Origin of the sequence: Chitinophaga japonensis, assembly GCF_007830125.1 — a bacterium.
Lineage (GTDB): Bacteria > Bacteroidota > Bacteroidia > Chitinophagales > Chitinophagaceae > Chitinophaga > Chitinophaga japonensis.
The window spans coordinates 2,079,096-2,101,239 of the sequence record NZ_VLLG01000002.1 but is presented as its reverse complement, the minus strand read 5'-3'; the positions used below and the strand labels follow the sequence as shown (position 1 = coordinate 2,101,239).

Below are 22,144 nucleotides of genomic sequence, written 5' to 3'. Positions count from 1 at the left end.
CTACTCTTTCCCCTCCACCAAAAACTGCCGCAGCACGCTTAACATCGGGTAAGCGGTATTGGCATTGGTAAAAGCCACGTAGCCCATTTTCAGGTCCTTATACACCTCAAAATGGCACCTGAAATCGCCATTGTTCCCGCCATGGCCAAAAGATTTACCGAAGGGCGTTTCCCGTATCTCCAGGCTCATACCCATATAGGCAGGGATGGCCGGTTTTTCTTCCCCGGGATCATAATTGAAATCGGATTGTTTCTGCAACATGGTATGGTAGGTCTCCGCGTTCAATCCTTTTTGCTCCAGCAGGTACAGCATAAACCTGGTAAAGATACGGGCCTCCGTATGCATGGAATAAGCCATACCAGGGGATGCCGGCAATTCATCATAAACGGGGAGCATATCAAAATGCCCGTTGGCGACCATCTGTTTCAGGGAATCATTCCTCGAAAAGAACGTATGATAAAGCCCCACCGGCTGTATCACCTCCTCCTGTAAAACCTGCTCCACCTTCTTCCCGGTAATTTTTTCCACCACCATTTTCAGGTACTCAAAGCCTTCGCCGGAATAATTATATTTTGTACCGGGGGTGAACAGCAGGTTCAGTTTCCCGTCCTTATTCATCCATCGCCAGTTGGGGAAGCCGGTACGATGCGTGAGCACATGCCTGGCCGTTATCAGCTTATAACGCTCATCGTAAGCGATGTCTTCATAGGGTAAGTAGAGATAGAGCGGCTTGTCCAGGTCAATGACCCCACGCTCCGCCAGCCTCTGTACCGCAAAAGCAAACACCGGTTTGGTAACGGAAGCTGCTTCGAAAAGCGTGTGCTCGTCTACTTTCTCGCCGGTAAAAGTGTTCCGGACACCATATGTTTTATAGTACACCAATCGCCCGTCCTTTATCAGCGCAAGTGAAACGCCGGGGATCTGGTAGTACTTTTGATAGGTGGTTATAAAATGATCCACCTTACCGGCGCTGGCCGGCCCGAAATCATGGAGAACGCCTTTATCCGGGATCAGGTCCGGTACCGGGGTGCCGGCAATGGCAAGCCCGGGAGCGGGATTCATCTGCCCCGTTTTCGCCGAAATTACCAGGGGGGTAGCCTGCCCAAGCGCATACACATTTTTCCCGCTTTGGAAATAGCTATCCGGCAGGCGTATCTCGTATTCGCCACCCGGTACTTCCACGGAATAGTTGCCCATGCTATCCAGGCCGGCAGCTACCCAGCAGGCCGGGTTTTGCACCGCATGCAAACGGACCTGCCCCGGCAACGGCTCTTTCATGGGCCGGTCCCAGTTGACTTTCCCGGCAACGGTGGCCAGCTTTTCATCAGCAGGCAACAACATCACATCTCCCAGGCTGTTGGGGTTCCTGAACTTATAACCCCCTTTGCCCCAACCGGTAAAAGAAAAGCTGCCGTCTCCATCCTTGTCAAACACCAGGAAATCAAAACCCACCGATTTTCCTACCGCCATCTGCTCACCCAGGTCAATGCGCCATTCATAGTAGCGTACATGGCCCTTCCTGGCAAAGCCCACCTCCGCAATATCCCAGGAGGCGCTCCGGGCAAAGGGGTCGTACATGGCCTGGTTCGTGTTGCGCAGTTTTTTGCTGTACATAAACGAGGCCACTCCGGAACCGAAAGGCAGGTGCCGCGCGTCAATACTCAACTCCAGCCCGTCCTGGGTGTCAAAGCGGACATTTTTAGTGGTGTCTTCTATAAAATCGTTGTCCGTTACGGTAAAAGCAATATATAAAGAGCGCTCCTCCAGCCGGTAGCCCAGTTGAAAAAAGCCGCTGAAATCAGCACCATCTGCAGGGCCCGTTTCCGATATATTCGTTTTGATCTGGTATTTAACAGTTGTTTGCGGCCAGTCGGAGAGATCGCCGTCCACAGTTATTTTACCAAGGGGGTAGGCATAAGCCACTTTGCCATTATGGGCCAGCAAAGATTGGCAGAGCAGGAGACATAGTGCAAAGAGGCCAACTGGTTTTACCGGTAGTTTTAACATATACCGTTATTTAGGGGATGAATGAATATAATAATGACGGGACGAACGGCCAATAGTTGCATGACCGGGCTGATTAAATTTTTCCCTTTTGCGTAACATCTTTTCCCAATCGGAGATAAAACTCCCCCTCCGCCACCGCACCTTTGCACGCTAAAACCGCCCCCTTATGAAATATCTTGCTACCAGCTTCCTGCTGCTGATAAGCGCTGCTGCGCTGGCGCAACAACAGGACACCATCGCCCGGAAGAAGGCGCTCCGGGCCGTAGAGGTCACCGGTAAAACCCGGCTCCGCAAAGCGAAGGAACAGGCTTTTACCATCACCGCCGTGGATGCCCGGCAACTGCACAATACCACCAGCAACATCAACCAGGTGCTGAACCGTACCAGCGGTGTCCGTATCCGCGAAGAAGGCGGGCTGGGGTCTACCTACAGCTTCTCGCTCAACGGCTTTACCGGCAAACAGGTAAAGTTCTTCCTGGACGGCGTGCCCATGGACAACTTCGGCTCCTCGCTTACGCTGAACAACCTGCCGGTAAATATGGCGGAACGGATAGAAGTGTACAAAGGCGTAGTGCCCATCCACCTGGGCTCCGATGCGCTGGGCGGCGCGGTGAACGTGATCACCAACCAGCATATAAAAAAGTACCTGGACGTATCCTACAGCTACGGCTCCTTTAACACGCACCTGGCTTCGCTGAATGCGCGTCATACTACCAGCAGCGGTCTTATGATCAACGTCAGCGCCTTTCATAACTACTCCGATAACAGCTATAAAGTGAACGTAGAGATCCCTGACCCGGAAACCGGCATCTTTGGCCCGGAGCAGAAAGTGCGCCGCTTCCACGATGCCTACCGCTCTACCATGGGACAGGTGGAGCTGGGCGTGGTGAATAAAAAATATGCAGACAAGCTGCTCTTTGGCCTCATAGCCGCCGATAACCGGAAAGAGCTGCAAACCGGCATCAGCATGGACCAGGTGGCGGGCATGGCTTTCAATACCAGCCAGTCCTTCATTCCTACCTTCAAATACCGGAAGGAAAACCTGTTTACGGAAGGGCTTACGCTGGTAGCCAACGCCAACTACAGCTTTGTAAAGGCGGGCATTACAGATACCAGCTCCCGCAAATACGACTGGTATGGCAACTATACCCCCAAATCTTCCAGCAGCACCTCCGGGGAGATCTACTATAACAAAACACTGTTCCGGTTCAGGGACCGCAATGCCTTTGCCATGGCTAACCTCAGCTATGCCCTGGGGCAGCACGCCTTCAGCCTGAACCATACCTACAACCGTTTCCGCCGGCAGGGCGAAGATCCCATCAGCAAATATCCCATCCCCTTCTCGGAGCCTAATATCATCAGCAAGCATGTGTCCGGGCTGGCTTATACCTATACCGCTGCGGATAACCGCTGGAGCGCTACCGTATTCGGGAAGCTCTTCAGCCAGTCTGCCAGTACCGTAAATGCGGAATGGGGCGGATATGAGCCGTTGCAGGCCAGCTACACCAAAGCCGGTTACGGCGCGGCCGCCACTTTCCATGTATTCCCCTGGGCGCAGCTAAAAGCGTCCTATGAAAATACCTGGCGCATGCCGGAAGGGGAAGAGATGTTCGGGAACGGGCTGCTGCTGGTCAATAACCCGGCCCTGAAACCGGAGCACAGCCATAACATCAACGCGGGGCTGCTGCTGATCAAAACGCTGGGGCTGCACAGGCTGGAAGGGGAAGTGAACTACATCTACCGCAAAGCCGGCGATTTCATCCGGCTGGAATCCGATGGCCAGATCAGCCGCTACAGCAACCTGGACAGCGTGCGCACCAGCGGCGTGGAATGGACCGTGAAATATGTGTACAACAAGGCCTTCTCCTTTGAGCTGAACGGTACCTACCAGAATACGCTGAACGTAAAGGAATTTGACAAGGGCATCCGCAACTATACTTACTGGGACCGCCTGCCCAATACGCCTTACCTCTTCGGCAACCTGGACCTGGGCTACCGCTTCAGCAATGTGCTGCGCAGCGGCAATGTGCTGTCGCTGAACGCAGGCGCCACCTTCGTGGAGGAATTCTACCTCTACTGGCCCAGCCAGGGCAGCGCCGGCAGCAAGTTCATCATCCCGGAGCAGTTCACGCAGCACGCAGGCGTCACCTATTCCATGCAGAACGGGAAATACAATGTTTCCTTTGCCTGCACCAACCTGTCCGACGCCAGGGTGTATGACAACTTCAAGCTGCAAAAGCCCGGCCGCGCCTTCAATGTAAAACTCAGATATTTCCTGCATTAGTCAATACAATCCGCAACCCATGAGATCTTTATACTACCTCCCGGCACTAGTCCTTTTACTGGCAGTTACCGGCTGTTACAAACCGAAATCCTTTCCCCGCGCCACGGCAGGCAATTATATTGTTGCCCTGCGCACCAACGGTCCCAGCGGCACTTCCGACTACCTGCTGACGGTAGACGGAATAGATAATGACTCTACTGTTATTTCCGCGGCCGGCAACGGCATTGAGCAACTGGGCTGGTGCTACTTCAGCGCTACAGCCAATGCTGCTTTCAGCTTTAACTATGGATCGCCCAACATAGGCACGGCCTACGGCATCAGCGGCAGCAACGGGCTCACGGAAAAAGGCAGCTTTTCCTTTGACCGGATGGACTGCTTTGCTACTGCGGACGCCAGCTCGCTGATAGCCATCGGCGCACCCTGGGGCGGCGGCTCCTATGATTGCGAGATACATGTGGTAGATGACATTTCCGTGGGCATTGTAAAACGGAAGATCAGCCCCCTGTACCGCATGTCTGCGAATGACACCCTTAACAAATGGCCTTCTTCCATCGTCGTAAATGATGGGAAGATGTATGTTTCCTTCTACCCGCTGGAGGGCGTTTCCTGGGAAACGGCGGAAACGGACACCGCTTTTGTCAGCATCTACACCTATCCCGGCCTGGATTCTCTCACCACCATCAAGGATACCCGCACCGGCCCCATAGGCTACTACGGCAATCCTGTAAGCATGGTAAAGGCGGAGAACGGGGATATTTACACCATTTCCCCGAACTCTTACGCGGCCGGCTATACGCAGGTAACCAAACCCTCCGGCATACTTCGCATCAGGAACGGGCAACTGCAATTTGACGATAGCTATTTCTTTGATGTGGAAGCCGCTACCGGCGGGGGCAAGCTGCTCTCCGCACATTACGCGGGCAACGGCCTGCTGGTAGGGCAAATGGTGATACCGGGCGAGGATACGCAAACGAATTTATGGGGCGCCCTTACCCCCACCACGCCCATCTGCAAGCTGGTGGTAGTGGATGTCTATAACAAAACCGTAACGGATGTAAGCGGCGTGCCCCTGCACGGCGGGCAGTTCTCCACACCGGCTTTCGTGGAAGAAGGCCTGGTATACTTTTCCATTACCTCCACTGTTGCCGGCGAAGCGCGGGTGTACGTAGTAGACCCGGTAACCGCTACGGCAAAGAAGGGCGCCAAAATTGAAGGGGTAGAGCTGCCCGGGATATTCAAGGTGGCTAAATAAACGGGATGGACGGCACTTTATAATTCAGCCCGTTGGTGGTGCCGCAGGTAACGTCAATGGTCACCCCGGTTATTTTCCCGGCGCTGTCCGATGCCAGGAAAACGGCCACATTGGCGATATCTTCCATCAGGGGCAGCTTTTTAAGCATGGTGTCTTCTTCCAGTTTCCGGATGAAATCTTTGGTGGCTTCACTGGCATTGGCCAGGGCTTCCGTGAAAGGCCGGGAATCCGGCGAGCCGGCGGAACGGATGTTCACTACCCGCACGCCATGCGCACCCAGCTCCGATGCCAGGTCCCTTGAAAAGCTTTCAATAGCGCAGCAGGCCGGCCCAAACCCGCCCACCATAGGATACCCGATACCGCCGGGCGTAGCTGTAATAGAGAGGATCACGCCGGTACCCTGCTGCATCATCACCCGGCCGGCAGCCGTGGCGGTGATGAACTGGGTTTCCATGGCAATGTTTACCGGGCGTATGAAATCCGCCAGCGCCATCTCCACCAGCGGCGTATCCTGCGTGTCCTGCAGGCCAATGGCGTTGAACGATATGTCTACCTTACCTGCTTCTTCTACCACGGAGGCCATATGCCCGTTCACCGCCTTTTCATCCATTGCATCCAGGGTAGCCACCGTGGCCCTGCCCCCTGCATGGTGAATGTCATCCGCTACTTTTTGCAATGGTGCAAAGGTGCGCCCGGTAAGGAACACATGCGCGCCCGCACGGGCAAAGGCACGGGCCACCGCCCCTCCTATGGAGCCGCCAGCCCCGTAAATGACCGCAGTTTTACTGGCAAGTATCATACAACAGGTATTTTTGCAAACTTAGGTGTAAAGCGCCTGTTGGGTGGTCCGCAAAAAAGACATTTTAGGGGGGTATTCCTGCATTTTCCTATACCCCGAACGGGTAGGTTTCCGGTACTTCCGCGCCTTTGGGATGCAGGTGGAAAGGATGCAGGGCGCTGGTCTGATCCAGGTAGATAAAAGCATTGTACCGTTCTGACAGCACCGAAGGCACATAATTCCCGCTTTCCCGTTCCGGGTCATACACCACGCCAATCGCGCGATGCCCCGTGCGTTGGCGGAACACCCTGCCCGGCTCCTCTGTAAAAAGCAGGTAGCAATCACTACCGGGCTCACGATGCAGCACCTCCTCAATGCTGCCTTCCCTGGCCGGCGGCATTTCCATTTCCCGCATGGGCGCGCCCCATGCTGATCCGGCTATCACGGCGCCCTGGTAGCCGCCGAAGCCGGCCAGGTACACATTGGCCTCGCCATATTCATCCCTGGCCAACTGGCCGATGTTCACCATACCGGCGCGCGCCATATCTGTGGCCCTGGCATCGCCAATATGGGTATTGTGCGCCCACACGATCCCTTTTGCCAGGGGGCCATGGAATAACAACAGCCGCTCCAGCGTTTCCATCATATGCCGGTCCCGGATGTTCCAGCTTTCGTTGCCAAAGCCTATCATGCTGCTGTAGTACTTTTCCGCATTCACAGCTATCAGCGCGTTCTGTTCGGTATTGAAACCGGCTTCCCGGTCGCCGTCCAGGAACTGGGCCTTTAGCCGGATCTCCGTTAAAAGCGCTATCACCTCATCCCGGCAGTTATGATCGTTGAGCGAAAAGCGGGCGTATAAATGTTCGTTCTCTCCAAAAGGCTCAAAACAGGCCATGGCTTTCTTCACCGATTGCGCCGCCTGCCGGTCCTCCTTTTCCAGGTACCCCATCATGGCATGCATGGAGTCCCAGAGGCTGTACACGTCCAGCCCGTAAAAGCCTACCCTTTCCTCCACGGGCAGGTGGCTGTTGTGCTCCCTTAGCCATTCCGCCAGGGCGGCTATTTCCCAGTTGGCCCACATCCAGGCAGGCCAGCGGTCAAACGACCGCAATATGGGCCGGATGTCTGTACCGGCATCTGCATAACCTTTTACATAGCGGTTAATGCGGTAGCAATCCGGCCAGTCGCCTTCCACGGCAATGAACCGGAAACCCTTTTCCTGGATCAGCTTTTTGGAGATAGCGGTGCGCCAGGTGTAGTATTCATGGGTGCCGTGCGTGGCTTCCCCCAGCATCACGATCTTGCTGTCCGCGATATCATTCAGCAGCGGCTCCAGGCCGGCTGTGTCCGTTAAGGTATGCATAGCGTTGTTTTTAGGAACAATGCCGCAAGGATTGTACCCGGGTGCTGTCACAAAATAAAAAGGGCCGCTTTCGCGGCCCTTCCTGTTATATATCTTTTCAGACGGTTCACTTCGTTTTAGCAGCGGTAGCTGTTTTAGCTTTGGCTGTTGTTTTGGCTTTTGCATCAGCAGTTTTCTGGGTAGCTGTACCGTTGTCTTTTTTTGCCCTGGCATCCTCCTTTTTAGCCGGGAGCTTGGCCGGCGGGGGGAATTTGGATTTATCGGCAGCAGCGGTCCTTTCCTCCAGGGTCATTTGCACGGATGCTTTCAGTATCTCATCCTTCTCGTTCATGAACTGCTTCATTTTATCATTGGGCACGCGCAGGTCGTAGCTGTTATCCGGGCCGGCCATTGTTTTGGCAAAGTCCGGGTTCAGGCGGCTCAGCTCTGCCAACTCCATGTCCAGTTTCCTGGCGATCACTTCCAGGCGGTATTTGCCGGTGATGTTGAACTCCACGGTATTGAACATATCGTCCTCCGTAAGGGGAGCAGGCTCCGGTTGCGTTACTTTCGCCGCTGCAGTTACAGTAGGCTTTTTATCGTCGTCATCGCCCACGCCAAAGAAGTTATTGAAGCGGTCCAGGATGTAACCGGTGGCTATGAATTTGTACACATGGTTCCGGGATTCGGAGGGCAGGAAATATTGTATGCCCCAGAAATCGGAACGGCCGCTGGCCCTCATGGCGCGCTGTACGCCGCCGGCGCCGCAGTTGTAAGCGGCTACCACCAGCAACCAGTCGTCAAACTGCTGGTACAGCTCATTCAGGTACCTGGCTGCAGCCAGGGTGGACTTGTAGAAGTCCCTTCTCTCATCCACTCTTTTGCTCACGCTCAGGCCAAACAGGCGGGCGGTGCCGGACATGAACTGCCATGCGCCTACCGCGCCTACACGGGAACGGGCATTGGTATTGAAGCTGGATTCGATAACGGCCAGGTATTTCATTTCTTCAGGGATACCATGTTCCCGGAAGATCTTTTCGATCGTTACGAAATAGCGTTCACCCCTTTCCAGCATGATCTGCAGGTGCTGGCTGTACCGGGTAGCGTAGGTATTGATGTAGCCTGCCACCAGGTTATTGTTGATCTGCTCATATACTTTCGGGCTCCTGATGCTGGAAGGCAGGCTTTTGGCAGCCCGCTTCACCGCTGCAGAAGTGGTGGAGGTATATGATACGATGGTATCCTTGGGTAACCGCACCTTGTCACTGTTCAGGATAGCGGTATCCGGTGCTGCCACCCGGGGGGCAACCATCTCTTTAGATACCACATTGCCATCTGCCGCGGATGCACTAAGCACGCCTATTGCTGGCAACAGCAGTAGTAAAAAGACTTTCCTCATACACATTTTTATTTCAAACAATTTAATTCCTTACTGCGATCTGTTCGCAACATCTGCATAACGTGGTCCGCAACACTCAACAAATTCACTTCATCAAATTGCCTGGTGATGATCTGCACACCAAAGGGCATTCCATTTGAATGCCGCCGCAAAGGTACGGAAATTGCCGGTACTCCTGCAAGATTGGCCAGTACCGTATAAATATCCGCCAGGTACATAGCAATGGGGTCTGATGTCTTCTCCCCGATTTTAAAGGCCGTAGAGGGAACCGTTGGCATTAAAATAGCATCGTACGCTGATAGAATCTCCGATAATTTGTCCACTACCAACCGTCTCACCTGCTGTGCTTTCGTATAGTAAGCATCGTAATAACCCGCGCTCAATACAAAAGTGCCTAGTAATATACGGCGTTTTACCTCTTTCCCAAAGCCCTCGGACCTGCTTTTTTTATAAAATTCCGCCAGGTCCAGGTCCTGCTGGCCTGTTCTGTGGCCATATTTGACCCCGTCATAACGGGACAGGTTAGAAGAGGCTTCTGCCGTTGTAAGCACATAATAGGCAGGCACTACATAGTCCAGGTAGGCAAAATCCGCCGCCGTTACACTGTGGCCGGCAGCTTCCAGTTCCTCAAAAAAGCTGGTAAACGCTCCCCTCATCTCCGTATCCAGGCCCTCATGGTGCAATGCATCCTTTAAATACGCTAATTTATAGGATTTATTGTGCGACGGACGGAATTGAAAATCAGGAACTTCCTGTTGAGCTGCCGTGCTATCATAATCGTCCGGGCCTGCTATGACCTGTAATACGGCAGCCACATCCGCAATATTCCTGCCAAAAATGCCAATCTGGTCAAAAGAAGAAGCATAGGCAATGAGGCCATGCCGGGAAATACGGCCGTAGGTAGGTTTCAGCCCTACAATGCCGCAAAAATCGGCCGGCTGCCGTACGGAGCCGCCAGTATCGCTACCCAGGCTCACCTGGCACAGGCCCGCCTGTACCGCCACCGCCGATCCACCGGAGGAGCCGCCCGGTACGCGGGTGGTATCCTCGGCATTCAGCACCGGGCCAAAAGCAGAGTTCTCGTTGGTGGAGCCCATGGCAAACTCGTCGCAGTTCAGGTTACCTATAATAATGGCGTCCGCTGCCAGCAACCTTTCGATAGCCGTAGCGGAGTAAAGGGAGGTAAAGCCTTCCAGGATACGGGAGGCGGCGCTCACCTTGTGGCCTTTGTAACAGATAACATCCTTATTGCCAACGATAACGCCCGCCAGGGGGCCTAGCTGCTCCCCGTTGCGGATACGGGCATCCAGCGCAGCGGCCCTTTCCAGGGCCTCTGTTTCATATACTTCCAGGAAGGCATTCAAATGCCCTGCCCTGGCTATTTTTTCCAGGTAATAACGTACCTGGTCCGTACAGGTGGTGCTGCCGGCGTATAATGCTTCGTGAAAAGACGATATACTGCTGAATTCAGACAATGCCAAACCAGTTAATTCTTTAATGTTAAAATGCTGCAGGTACAGGTTGAACTACCTCAACAAATTAACCATCCTGAAAGTGAGTGATAACCAAATAAAGCCGGGAATTACTTCTTGGCGTCAGTAGTGGAAGGCTGTTGCTCCTTCATGCCTTCTTCTATCTCCTGGCGCACGTTGTTCTTTGCATCATTGAACTCGCGGATACCCTTGCCGAGACCACGCATTAATTCGGGAATTTTTCTCCCGCCAAACAGCAGCAATACCACCAGTGCGATCAGAATTAATTCGGTCATACCCAGGTCCTGGAACAATAAAAGAGGTGATTTTACAAAAACGGCAGTCATTTTCTCAGTTTTTAAAAGTTCAGCTAACAAAGATAGTCGATATAATCGGTTTTTCCGCCGGCCCGGCACTAGTTTAAGTAGATTTTAACCCTTGTGCCCGGCCGGCTGCTACCGGCTGAAAAAGAAGAACGGGAACCGTTAAAAACGGTCCCCGTTCACTAATTTCCCTGTATTTTATACTAAACCCTTTTTTCCTTAATACGCGCTTTCTTACCGGCGCGGCTACGCAGGTAGTACAGCTTGGCCCTTCTTACCCTACCTACCTTGTTCAATACAATTGAATCAATGTTGGGAGAGAAATAAGGGAACAGACGCTCTACACCTACCCCGTCAGATATCTTCCTTACTGTGAAAGAGGCCGTAAAACCGGTACCCTGGATCTTTACAACATCCCCCTTGAAGGACTGGATCCTTTCCTTGTTACCTTCCACAATTTTATAGTTGACGGTGACATTATCACCGGCTTTGAATTTCGGAAATTCCTTTTTTGCTGTCAGTTGCTCGTGAACAAACGAAATAGCGTTCATCTTTCAATTATTTATGGGAGGGCAAAGGTAAACAACAAAATCCAAAATCCAAAATCCAAATCCCAAAAAATCGAAATTCCAAATCCCAAAATCCAAACAGGAGTGGTGCGCCGGTAAAGCATAAGTCTCCTTTCAAAGCCTGGCCTAATTTTGGAATTTGGAATTTTATTTTTTGGGATTTCCCAACAAATCCGGCCTCCGCTGCCGGGTCCGCTCCAGGGACTGCTCATGCCGCCACTCCTCGATCTTCCGGTGGTCGCCGCTCAACAGCACATCCGGCACCTTCCAGCCCCGGTACTCCTCCGGCCGGGTGTATACCGGCGGGGCCAGCAGGTTGTCCTGGAAGGAGTCAAAAAGGGCGGAGGTCTCGTCATTCAGCACCCCCGGTATCAGCCGGCCAATGGCGTCCACCAGTACGGCAGCCGCCAGCTCCCCGCCGGACAGCACAAAATCGCCGATGGATATTTCCCGGGTAATGAAGTGCTCCCGTATCCGTTCGTCAATTCCCTTGTAATGGCCGCAGAGCAGCAGCAGGTTCCCCTTCAGGGACAGTTGGTTGGCCATGGGCTGGTTCAGGGTCTCCCCGTCCGGTGTGAGGTAGATGATCTCGTCGTAGCTTACCTGCGCCTGCAGATGCTCAATGGCCCTTACCACCGGCTCCATCATCATTACCATGCCGGCGCCGCCTCCAAACTGGTAGTCGTCCACCTGCTGGTGCTTGAAGGTAGAGAAATCCCGCAGGTTGTGCACGTGTATCTCCAGCAGCCCTTTTGCCTGGGCCCGCTTCAGGATGGAGTGGGAAAAAGGGCTTTCCAGCAGGCCGGGTTGTACGGTAATAATGTCTATGCGCATCTGAAAGCGTTTAAGATCAGCTATTTAAGTAAATATCCAGCAGTCCCTCCGGCAACTGCAGGTGCACCACCTGCGCCTTTTGGTCCACTTTTACCAGGGACTGCTCGTTAAGCGGCAGCAGGGCTTCCTTGCCCCGGATGGTCACTTTGGCCAGCACCTGCATGGGCATTTCTATCACTTCTTCGATCGTGCCCAGCACGCCCTCCTGCGCATCCTGCACGGTAAAGCCCAGGAGGGACAGCGGGGCGGAGGTGGCCGCCTGCTGCTTGAAGTCGGCTTCCCCCAGGTATACGGCCTGCTGCACCAGCTTTTGGGCCGCTTCCTTCGTATCCACACCTTCCAGCTTTACGTAAACGTGCTCATGGTCCTTTGCGCTGGTTTTCTGCACAAAATAAGGGATGAAGCTGTTCTTCCGCTCCTCCAGGAAAATGGCCTCCACCCCTTTCAGGGCGGACCTTTTTCCCAGGCTGTGCCGGAGTATCAGCTCGCCCTGCAGGCCAAAAGTGGCTACCAGCCTCCCGATGCTGAAATAATTGTTCATATGCTGTACCTGGCTGCCGCCTGGCGGCGGCTTTAAAAAAAAGGGAAATATTTGCGGACAAATATTTCCCTTCTACAGATATTTTTAAGCAAATGGCTTATGCTTCGGCATTGCCGCCTTCAGCAGGCGCATCTTCCACTCTCTTCACAATAGGCGTGATTGCTCTCGCCCGTTTGTGGGTGTCGCGGCGGGCAGCTACCTTCTGCTCGTGCTCAGCCTGCCATTGCTCAAATTTCTTGTAAGCGGTAGGTTCGTCAAACAGACCTAATTTTACCCCTCTCAACAGGTGCTTCAGGTACAGCACTCCCTTGAAAGAAAGGATTCTCCTTACCGTATCGGTAGGCTGGGCGCCTTTCTGCAACCAGCGCAGCGCTTTCTCCGTATCAATATTGATAGAAGCGGGAACGGTCAGGGGATTGTAGGTACCGATCTTCTGGATGAATTTTCCATCTCTGGGGGCGCGTGCGTCGGCCACTACAATGAAATAAAAAGGTCTTTTCTTCGCGCCATGTCTTTGTAATCTGATCTTTACTGGCATAAATAAATCGAGTTATTTTTTTGCGAGTTAAAAAATATTATAGGGGGGCAAATTTAATGCATTAATCGGGAATGTCAAAATATTTGTGCTAAAACGTTGAAACACTGATGCTAAACGTTTCCGGGTTAGCACATTTATATTACATTTAGCGGCCCAATGCTTTCAGTCCTTTTCCACCCGCCCCCATTTTGTTCATCATCTTCATCATCTGCCGCATCTGGTCAAACTGCTTCATGAACTGGTTCACGTCCTGGATCTCTTTACCGGCGCCTTTGGCAATACGCTTGCGGCGGCTGCCGTCAATCACATCCGGGTTATTGCGCTCATAGGGCGTCATGGAGCCTATCATGGCTTCTATGCCCTTGAACGCGTCGTCGCTGATGTCAATATCCTTGATGGCCTTACCTACCCCGGGTATCATGCCCATCAGGTCTTTCAGGTTACCCATCTTCTTGATCTGCTGCAACTGTTCGCGGAAGTCCTCAAAATCAAACTGATTCTGGCGGATCTTCTTTTCCAGCTTCTTGGCCTGCTCCTCGTTGAACTGCGCCTGCGCCCGCTCCACCAGGGTGGTGATATCGCCCATGCCCAGTATACGCTGGGCCATACGCTCGGGGTAGAACACGTCCAGCGTATCCAGCTTTTCGCCCATGCTCACGAACTTGATGGGCTTTTCCACGGTGTACTTGATGGTCAGCGCCGCACCACCACGGGTATCGCCGTCCAGCTTGGTAAGCACCACGCCGCTGAAGTCCAGCCGGTCGTTAAAGGCTTTGGCCGTGTTCACGGCGTCCTGGCCGGTCATGGAGTCCACTACGAACAGGATCTCGTTGGGCTTTACGGCCTGGCGGATGTTGGCCACCTCGGTCATCATCGCCTCGTCCACGGCCAGGCGGCCGGCCGTATCTATGATAATTACGTTATTCCCCTGCTGTTTGGCCTCGCGGATGGCATTTTCCGCTATCTGCACGGCATTTTTGTTCTCCGGCTCACTGTATACCGGCACATCTATCTGGCTGCCCAGCACTTTCAACTGGTCAATGGCCGCCGGGCGGTAAATATCAGCCGCTACCAGCAAAGGTTTCTTTCCTTTCTTGGTTTTGAGGTAGTTGGCCAGCTTGCCGGAAAAGGTGGTTTTACCGGAGCCCTGCAGGCCGGCTATCAGGATGATGGTAGGGGTAGCCTTCAGCTCCAGTTCCGCGGCTTCGCCGCCCATCAGGGCCGCCAGCTCGTCCTTCACGATCTTGACCATCAGTTGCCCGGGGGAGATGGCGGTGAGCACTTTTTCACCCTGGGCCTTTTCCTTTACTTTATCGGTAAATTCTTTGGCTATTTTATAGTTAACATCCGCATCTACCAGCGCGCGGCGTATTTCCTTTACAGTGCTGGCCACATTGATCTCGGATATGCGGCCTTCCCCTTTCAACTGTTTGAACGCCGATTCCAGCCTTTCTGATAATGATTCAAACATCTAAGTTGTGCTTTGTTTTTGTTACACTTCAAAGTTAAGCTATTCAGGCCTGACAGGTCACTTAAAACCTGCCGGAGCCCGCAAAAAAAATGGTGAATACCTGGATATTCACCATTTTGGAAGTGCAAATGTATAATTTTTCCACAGAAAGCAAAACGCCTCCGGGAGGGGCTGTCAGGCTAAAACCATTTAGCCTTGTCAGCTACCTAAATAATTTCTGAGCAGCTTGCTCCGGGAGGTGGTACGCAGCTTGGTAATAGCTTTGTCCTTGATCTGGCGCACCCGCTCGCGGGTCAACCCGAATTTTTCACCAATATCTTCCAGCGACATAGGATGTTCTACGGCAATACCGAAGTACAGCATGATCACATCTTTCTGGCGGTCTGTTAATGTAGAAAGTGAGCGCTCTATTTCCCGGCGCAGGGAGTCGTGATGGTCCAGCTCTTCATCGGCGCTGTTGGCGTTGGGATTTTCCAGCACATCCAGCAGGGAATTGTCTTCCCCGTCAATGAAGGGCGCGTCCATGGATACGTGGCGGGCGGCTACCCCCAGGGTGGCCTCCACTTCTTCCGTATTGATCTCCAGTATGGTAGCCAGTTCGTCCGGAGAGGGCTCGCGCTCGAACTCCTGTTCCAGTTGAGAATAGGCTTTGCTGATCTTGTTGCTCAGCCCCACCTTGTTGAGCGGCAGCCGCACAATGCGCGATTGTTCGGCCAGCGCCTGCAGGATGGACTGACGGATCCACCAAACGGCGTAAGAGATGAACTTGAACCCGCGGGTTTCATCAAAACGCTGGGCGGCTTTTATAAGGCCCAGATTACCTTCATTAATGAGATCACTGAGCGACAGGCCCTGGTTCTGATACTGTTTAGCTACGGAAACCACAAAGCGCAGGTTGGCTTTTGTGAGCTTTTCCAGTGCCCGTTGGTCACCCTGTTTGATACGGATGGCCAGGTTCACCTCTTCTTCCGGCGTAATCAGATCGACTTTTCCAATTTCCTGCAAGTACTTCTCCAGGGATTGTGACTCCCTGTTAGTAATCGACTTAGTGATCTTGAGTTGGCGCATTGACATAGAGTCGGAACAGTTACAGGTTATTAATAAAAAGTTAATTTTTTGACGAATGCCAGACAAAAATAACTTTTTTTAGATACCGCCCAAAAAAAATGTTTACTTGTTGAATCCTTTTTAAGCAAAATCGATTGACTATTCGTTAGCTGCTACCAATGGCTTCAGGGGCTTCATTTCCGGTCCAAAAGTGTCTAATTGACTCTTTATCAACGCGAATATATTACCATTTCTTATAATAGTATTGATTTTTATAAACCATCAAATAAATACATGAATTCATTAAAAAAAAACAGTAAATTATTTTGACAGAATAAATATTTTTCTATAATTGCAGCCGGATGATATTGATTTACTAATTACTATGAGCGATGTCAAAGAAAGTGCAATATGAGTTGGAATACCCGGTACGGTGCTCACCCAGTATCTTATACGAATTCCTTTCCACTCCCGCAGGCTTGCAGGAATGGTTTGCCGATAAAGTAGACTTCAGGGACAATGTTTTTTCCTTTTCCTGGAATGGTAGCACAGAGGAGGCGGAAGTGCTGGAACAGGAAGAAGAAGAGTTTATTCGTTTACGTTGGTTAAATGCCCCCAGCGGAGAATTTTTCGAATTCCGCATCCAGATATCAGAAGTTACCAATGAAACCATCCTGGTCGTGAAAGATTTTGCTGAAAAAAGAGAAATTGCAGACCAGAGCCAGCTTTGGGACTACCAGGTAAAAGACCTCTTTCACCGTATCGGCAATTAAACCAATTAATAATTAAGAATGAATAGTTAATAATAACAGGAACACTGCTGTTTCAATACAACACCGGCCTTACGACCATTATTAATTGTTCATTATTAATTACCCTGTTTGTAGCACCCGTAAAAGTGTAGCATAGCACGCCACCACTTCAGGTATTACTTTTTCCCACATTTCCAGCGCAAAAGGCCTGGCCAGCTTAATAAAGCTCCCCTGCTCCACCAGCGCTATCCATTCCTGCGGCGCCAGCGCGGCCACCGGGGTATAATTCCCGTTCTCGAAATCGTGCTGCCAGGGATCTTCCTGCCGGTATACCTGCAGGCCCGCCGCTGCCAGTTGCGCATGCCCCGCAGCCAGGGCCGGCGCATACCTTGCTTTTGCCGTACCTGCCAGGTGCAGGGTGCAACTGAAGTAATGCCCCCACCAGAACATGGTGCGGAAGGCAAACACCGCTTCCCGCTCAAAATGCCGCGGGTAATCCAGTATCACATAAGGCAATTCTTTATAACGCTCCCCCTTTGATATTTTGGCGCCCTGCTGCAGGCACCGCTCCGGGAAGGAAAACATGCCGGTAACCGCATGTGCGGCCAGTTGCTGCTGCAACTGCCCCAGCAGCTCCATCACCTTCTGTATCACACTGTTCTTGCGATAGATCCAGGCGGCATCAAAGGCTACCTGCTGTTCTTCCGGTGTAAGTAAAAAATTTTTCATATTATTAACGGTACCGTAACCGTTCCCGCTGTTCCGGCTACGGTAAATCGTAGTAAATTTGCAGACCGCGGATCAGACCTGACAGGCTTCAAAAAACCTGTCGGGCCTTTCAAAATTAATCATCTGGTAGTGAAAAAGCTCGATAAGCTCGTAATAAAAACATTCCTCGGTCCGTTCGTGGCCACCTTCTTTGTCACCTGGTTCGTACTGCTGATGCAGTTCCTGTGGAAATACATAGACGACCTGGTGGGCAAGGGGCTGGACCTCCATATTATACTGGAGCTTATCACCTATACCAGCGCCAGCCTCATTACCCTGGCCCTGCCCCTGGCAGTGCTGCTGTCTTCCATTATGACCTTCGGCAACCTGGGGGAGAGCTTTGAGCTGGTGGCGCTGAAATCGTCCGGCATATCGCTGCTGCGCTTTATCCGCCCCCTGCTCTTCGTTTGTATCGGCATCGGCATACTGGCCTTCCTTTTTGCCAACTATGTAATACCCGTAGCCAACCTTCGCGCCAAGTCCTTATTATACGATATCACCAATTCCAAACCGGCCTTTAACATTAAAGCCGGCGTGTTTTACAGCGATATACCCGGCTACACCATCAAGGTGGCCCGCAAGGAAAAAGACAACCGCACCATTCACCAGGTGATGATCTTTGACCAGACCGGGGGCGGCGGCACCGGGGCGGACAAGCTGATACTGGCGGAAAAAGGCACCATGGAGCTGTCTGCCAACAAGCGCTTCCTCTACTTTGTGCTGAATGACGGCTGGCGCTATGAAGAGCGTAACATGCGCGGGTCCAACGTACCGGGAGAGCTGATCCGCATGGGTTTCAAGGAATATAAAAAAGCATTTGACCTCAGTTCCTTTACCTTCAGCCGCCTGGATATGGACCTCTTTGCCTCCAACCAGCAGATGCTGAACATCCGCCAGTTGGACAAGGCTATTGACTCCCTGAAAAAAGAGGAAGCCCTGTTCAGCCGCACGGTGAATGCGTACGTAACCTCCCGTTACCCCTTCTTTAAATGGAAGGATACCGGCTGGCTGGCCTCCGCCCCGCCCCTGCCGGTAAAGCAGTTTATAGACGTGATCCCGCAAAAGAACCTGCGCTATGTGCTGGACCGCGCGGACCAGAGCATACGGGAAACCTCCAGCAACCTGGAAAGCACCGCCAAGGAGTATGCGGACAAGCACTCCATTATGCTGCTGCACAAGGTGGAATGGCAGCGCAAGTTCACGCTGGCCTTTGCCTGTATCGTCATGTTCCTGATTGGCGCCCCCCTGGGCTCCATTATCCGCAAAGGCGGCCTGGGCACCCCGCTGGTATTTGCCGTGATCTTTTTTGTTATATTTAATATCTTTTTCATGGTGGGGGAGAAAATGGCGCGCAAGGACGTGCTCACCACCTGGGCGGGAATGTGGCTTTCCAACATAGCGCTGATGCCTATTGCAGCTTTTTTGATCTACAAAGCCATGAATGATTCGCAATTATTCAATAAAGAGTTTTATTTTAGGATATTCCAGATCATAAAAAAGTTCTTAAAAAAGTTTAAGAAGCAACCTACAACTTAAAACGTTCTACTTTGAAAACGTTCGTTACACTGTTAAGAAGGAACGCCTGGTTCTTTCTTCCGCTACTGGTATGGATACTGGTAGGCGCTGTTTTGCAGAGCATTTTTACCCGCGAGGAGCTGTTCATGGGCATTAATCACTCATGCTGCCCGTTTGTAGATGTGTTGATGACGGGCTTTACCTACCTGGCAGACGGGATTGTTTTCGGCGCGGTGCTGCTGTACCTCCTGGTGGCCCGGAAGTTCCGTCCCTTCCTGATAGGGCTGACCACTGTACTAACGGAAACGGTTATTGTACAGGTGATGAAGCGCACCATTGACGCGCCCCGGCCTTTAGGCTATTTCCAGGACCCTTCCCTGCTGCACCTGGTAAAATGGATGCCGCCGCACTATAACCACAGCTTTCCCTCCGGCCATGCCGCCTGCGCTTTTGCGCTCTTCTGCTACCTGGCGCTGATTGACAACAACAAGAAGCGGGGCGCGTTGTTTATGGGGGTAGCCCTGGCAGCGGCCTATTCCCGCGTATACCTGGCGCAGCATTTCTTCCAGGATATTTACATTGGCAGCATTATTGGCGCTGCTACAAGTTTTGTGGTATACAGTTTGTTCGAGTACAGGAACCTCACCAAAACACCGGAGCTTTGCCCGCAGGCGGCCATGGAAGCCGAAGCAGCGCTGCTGGCAGAGGCCCAGCCGGGATAATGAAGGTTGCGTTGGTGCATGGGGGAAACGGTCCGGCAATTCGCCGGATCTGCATAATAGTTTATGGGATCGTTAAATAAATCCGGTAATTCGCCGTTAAACACCATAAGCTGTTCTACTGTTTAAACCATAAACCACGAACCTGACCCGATGAGATACCTCCCGATTGCCATAGTAGCAGGCCTCCTGTTTATTCCTTTCCTGGGATCCGTGCACCTGCTGGACCCGCTGGAAACCGGTTCGGCGGAGGCAGCACGCGAGATGCTGGCAAGCGGCAATTACTTCCTGGTACAACTGGACTTTCAGCCCGTTTATGATCAATACCCCCTGTTTATATGGATGCAGGCCGGCAGCATGGCCCTGCTGGGCGTGAGTGAGTTCGCCGCCCGCTTCCCGGCTGCCGTTACGGGTATTATTACCCTGCTTACCCTTTACGGGATCGGTAAAAGACTGGCCGGGCCCCAGTTGGGAGTGTGGTGGGCGCTGGTGCATGCCGGCTCCTGGCTGCTGCAGGCCGGGTACCGGCTGGGGCTGGCAGATACCATATTCAATTACCTGTTCCTGCTCTCCGTATACTTTGCCTACCGCACCGGCTTTTATGCCAAAGCTTCCCGTATGGCCGCGCTAAGCGGTATTTGCCTGGGGCTGGCCGTGCTGGCCAAAGGACCGGTAGCCATACTGCTGAGCCTCCTTACCCTGCTGGTATACTGGGTGGCCAGCAAGGGCAAGACCGGTATCCGGACAGGGAGCCTGGTATTAATATTATTCATAGCCTGCCTGCCCATAACGCTGTGGCTCTGCTATACCGGCTACCAGTACGGCTGGCAACATGCAGGCGCCTTTTTACGGCAGCAGGTGACGGGGCTGCCAGGCGCCTGGTATGCCGATACCTTTTATTACTGGATATGGCTGCCGGGCTGCTTCCCCGCCAGTATTTTCCTGTTCAGCTACCTGCAGGGGCGCAGGAAACGGTCGGTGTACAAATCTCCCCTGCCCATGGAGCTAAAGGGTTTCCGGATGTGGATGTGGTCGCTGTTCTGGGTAGTGCTGCTGTTGTGGCCCTCCTCCCTTAGCTTTCTGCCGCTGTCCTTCCTGGCTGCCAGGCAGGTATACCGGATCACGGACGGACGGCACGTACTGCCGGGGTGGAACATTGTATTGCTGCTGTTCACAGGCATTATCCTGGGCATGGCCATGGCGGCCATTCCCCTGGCAGGCGTGTATAGGGATACGCTGCTGCCCTATATAACGGACCGGTTCCTGCGGGCGCTGGTGCAGGCAGATGTACCCTGGAGCATCTGGGAAACCGCTTATGGCCTGTTGTATATTATATTGATAGTCCTGAGCGGGGTATGGTTGTTCAGGAGAAGGTACCAGGGCGGGCTGCTGTGCCTTTTTATCAGCACCATGGCCGCCGTACAGGTAACGCTGCTGCAACTGCTGCCCAAAATAGAAGCGCATACGCAAAGGGCGGCCGTCAGTTTTTTCCGGTCTTTTGAAGGGAAGGACGTGTACATCAAACCACTGCGCTATACTACTTATGCGCCTCTTTTTTATGGTAAAAAACGGCCGGCGGCCGGCAGCGGCTATTACCGGGAAACATGGCTTTTGAACGGGCGGGTGGACCGGCCAGCCTATTTTGTATGCCGTAACAAGGATAGCGAACCGTACCGCCACCACCCCAACCTGGAGGTGGTGGGGGAACAGAACGGTTTTATATTTTTCAGAAGAAAATAAAGGATACGACCTTATTTCATGGCCATATCATAATGCTTTTCCACTTCAGGCCAGTTCACCACGTTCCAGAACGCTTCTATATATTCAGGCCGGCGGTTCTGGTGCTTCAGGTAATAAGCGTGCTCCCATACATCGATCCCTAATATGGGCAGCCCTCTTTCCTTCACGATCTGGTGCATCAGCGGGTTGTCCTGGTTGGGTGTAGACACCACGGACAGCTTTTTGGACGGCGTTACGATCAGCCAGGCCCAGCCGGAGCCGAATACGCCTTTGGCGGCGTCACTGAACTTTTGCTGGAAAGTGTCCCAGGAGCCGAAAGCGCCGTTGATAGCAGTTTTCAGCTTGTCGGAAGGCGTAGTTTTTTCCGGCGACATCCAGGTCCAGAACAGGGAGTGATTGTAGTGCCCGCCCCCGTTATTACGTATAGCCTTGTCCTTTGCCGTTACTTTATTCAGTATCTGTTCCAGGCTGAGGCTGGCAAAAGAAGTGCCCTGCACCGCATCGTTCAGCTTCTTTACATAACCACCGTGGTGTTTGTCATGGTGAATCTCCATGGTCAGTTTGTCAATGTTGGGCTCCAGGGCATCAAAGGCATAAGGCAAAGGAGGCAGTTCAAATGGAGCTTTGGGTCCTGTTGCCAGAGCGGCAGTAGTACGGGCAGGTGAAGCGGCCAGTACGCTGGTTGGATTGCTTAATGCAGCCACCCCTGCAAGGCCGGCCAGCTTGATGAATTCTCTCTTATCCATATCAATAGTATTGAGATTGATGATATAATCGCTTTTTGAAGCATCTG

General features: G+C 52.6%; 20 protein-coding genes. 6 read left to right on the top strand and 14 right to left on the bottom strand.

Going from position 1 to position 22,144, the window contains the following annotated elements; translation table 11 throughout:
• Positions 1 to 2,007: a serine hydrolase gene (locus LX66_RS08665; protein ID WP_145711843.1), complete on the bottom strand. Its 2,007-nt coding sequence runs from the start codon at positions 2,005 to 2,007 to the stop codon at positions 1 to 3.
• 166 nt (positions 2,008 to 2,173) lie between these two features.
• Between LX66_RS08665 and LX66_RS08660 the strand changes: the two genes are divergently transcribed.
• The gene (locus LX66_RS08660) at positions 2,174 to 4,291 is read left to right on the top strand and encodes a TonB-dependent receptor domain-containing protein (protein WP_145711841.1); all 2,118 of its coding nucleotides are present in this window, start codon (positions 2,174 to 2,176) and stop codon (positions 4,289 to 4,291) included.
• Positions 4,292 to 4,310: 19 nt separating this feature from the next.
• Positions 4,311 to 5,543 carry a DUF4374 domain-containing protein gene (locus tag LX66_RS08655; RefSeq protein WP_145711839.1) on the top strand — a complete coding sequence of 411 codons (1,233 nt, stop codon included), beginning with the start codon at positions 4,311 to 4,313 and terminating at the stop codon, positions 5,541 to 5,543.
• Here LX66_RS08655 and LX66_RS08650 read toward each other — a convergent pair.
• The 11 genes from LX66_RS08650 to LX66_RS08600 all read right to left on the bottom strand — a co-directional run bounded on the left by LX66_RS08650 (position 5,536) and on the right by LX66_RS08600 (position 15,884).
• Positions 5,536 to 6,342 carry an SDR family NAD(P)-dependent oxidoreductase gene (locus LX66_RS08650; RefSeq protein WP_145711837.1) on the bottom strand — a complete coding sequence of 269 codons (807 nt, stop codon included), beginning with the start codon at positions 6,340 to 6,342 and terminating at the stop codon, positions 5,536 to 5,538. The two genes, LX66_RS08655 and LX66_RS08650, sit on opposite strands and share 8 nt — an antisense overlap.
• 88 nt (positions 6,343 to 6,430) lie before the next feature.
• Positions 6,431 to 7,684, bottom strand: a complete 1,254-nt coding sequence (locus LX66_RS08645; protein WP_145711835.1) for an erythromycin esterase family protein — start codon at positions 7,682 to 7,684, stop codon at positions 6,431 to 6,433.
• Positions 7,685 to 7,790: 106 nt separating this feature from the next.
• On the bottom strand, positions 7,791 to 9,062 hold the full coding sequence (locus LX66_RS08640; protein WP_158642576.1) for a lytic transglycosylase domain-containing protein: 1,272 nt from the start codon (positions 9,060 to 9,062) through the stop codon (positions 7,791 to 7,793).
• Between the two features lie 8 nt (positions 9,063 to 9,070).
• Positions 9,071 to 10,537 carry an Asp-tRNA(Asn)/Glu-tRNA(Gln) amidotransferase subunit GatA gene (gene gatA / locus LX66_RS08635; protein WP_145712107.1) on the bottom strand — a complete coding sequence of 489 codons (1,467 nt, stop codon included), beginning with the start codon at positions 10,535 to 10,537 and terminating at the stop codon, positions 9,071 to 9,073.
• A gap of 107 nt (positions 10,538 to 10,644) precedes the next feature.
• Positions 10,645 to 10,881: a Sec-independent protein translocase subunit TatA/TatB gene (locus LX66_RS08630; RefSeq protein ID WP_145711830.1), complete on the bottom strand. Its 237-nt coding sequence runs from the start codon at positions 10,879 to 10,881 to the stop codon at positions 10,645 to 10,647.
• A 179-nt stretch (positions 10,882 to 11,060) separates the two neighbouring features.
• Entirely contained in the window at positions 11,061 to 11,408 is a 348-nt protein-coding gene (gene rplS / locus LX66_RS08625) for a 50S ribosomal protein L19 (protein ID WP_145711828.1), read from the bottom strand.
• Positions 11,409 to 11,573: 165 nt separating this feature from the next.
• Positions 11,574 to 12,260 (bottom strand): tRNA (guanosine(37)-N1)-methyltransferase TrmD, encoded by a 687-nt coding sequence (trmD, locus tag LX66_RS08620; protein ID WP_145711827.1) that lies wholly within the window; start codon positions 12,258 to 12,260, stop codon positions 11,574 to 11,576.
• Between the two features lie 16 nt (positions 12,261 to 12,276).
• Entirely contained in the window at positions 12,277 to 12,801 is a 525-nt protein-coding gene (rimM, locus tag LX66_RS08615) for a ribosome maturation factor RimM (protein WP_145711825.1), read from the bottom strand.
• A gap of 97 nt (positions 12,802 to 12,898) precedes the next feature.
• Positions 12,899 to 13,339, bottom strand: coding sequence for a 30S ribosomal protein S16 (gene rpsP, locus LX66_RS28715; RefSeq protein WP_145711823.1), 441 nt, complete (start codon positions 13,337 to 13,339; stop codon positions 12,899 to 12,901).
• Positions 13,340 to 13,484: 145 nt separating this feature from the next.
• Positions 13,485 to 14,810 carry a signal recognition particle protein gene (gene ffh / locus LX66_RS08605; protein ID WP_145711822.1) on the bottom strand — a complete coding sequence of 442 codons (1,326 nt, stop codon included), beginning with the start codon at positions 14,808 to 14,810 and terminating at the stop codon, positions 13,485 to 13,487.
• A 198-nt stretch (positions 14,811 to 15,008) separates the two neighbouring features.
• Complete coding sequence (locus LX66_RS08600; RefSeq protein WP_211366075.1) at positions 15,009 to 15,884, bottom strand: sigma-70 family RNA polymerase sigma factor; 876 nt, start codon at positions 15,882 to 15,884, stop codon at positions 15,009 to 15,011.
• A 365-nt stretch (positions 15,885 to 16,249) separates the two neighbouring features.
• Here LX66_RS08600 and LX66_RS08595 point away from each other — a divergent pair, with 365 nt between their 5' ends.
• Positions 16,250 to 16,630: an START-like domain-containing protein gene (locus tag LX66_RS08595; RefSeq protein WP_145711819.1), complete on the top strand. Its 381-nt coding sequence runs from the start codon at positions 16,250 to 16,252 to the stop codon at positions 16,628 to 16,630.
• Positions 16,631 to 16,729: 99 nt separating this feature from the next.
• Here LX66_RS08595 and LX66_RS08590 read toward each other — a convergent pair whose 3' ends face one another.
• Entirely contained in the window at positions 16,730 to 17,338 is a 609-nt protein-coding gene (locus LX66_RS08590) for a hypothetical protein (RefSeq protein ID WP_145711817.1), read from the bottom strand.
• 129 nt (positions 17,339 to 17,467) lie between these two features.
• On the opposite strand from LX66_RS08590, the gene LX66_RS08585 reads away from it, so the two are divergent.
• The 3 genes from LX66_RS08585 to LX66_RS08575 all read left to right on the top strand — a co-directional run bounded on the left by LX66_RS08585 (position 17,468) and on the right by LX66_RS08575 (position 21,351).
• Positions 17,468 to 18,913 (top strand): LptF/LptG family permease, encoded by a 1,446-nt coding sequence (locus LX66_RS08585; protein WP_145711815.1) that lies wholly within the window; start codon positions 17,468 to 17,470, stop codon positions 18,911 to 18,913.
• An 11-nt stretch (positions 18,914 to 18,924) separates the two neighbouring features.
• Positions 18,925 to 19,614 (top strand): phosphatase PAP2 family protein, encoded by a 690-nt coding sequence (locus tag LX66_RS08580; RefSeq protein WP_145711813.1) that lies wholly within the window; start codon positions 18,925 to 18,927, stop codon positions 19,612 to 19,614.
• A gap of 150 nt (positions 19,615 to 19,764) precedes the next feature.
• Positions 19,765 to 21,351: an ArnT family glycosyltransferase gene (locus LX66_RS08575; RefSeq protein WP_145711811.1), complete on the top strand. Its 1,587-nt coding sequence runs from the start codon at positions 19,765 to 19,767 to the stop codon at positions 21,349 to 21,351.
• A gap of 11 nt (positions 21,352 to 21,362) precedes the next feature.
• Here the strand turns inward: LX66_RS08575 and LX66_RS08570 are convergent, their stop codons facing one another.
• A complete protein-coding gene (locus LX66_RS08570; RefSeq protein ID WP_145711809.1) occupies positions 21,363 to 22,097 on the bottom strand; it encodes a superoxide dismutase in 735 nt (244 codons plus the stop codon).
• Positions 22,098 to 22,144 lie beyond the last annotated feature (47 nt).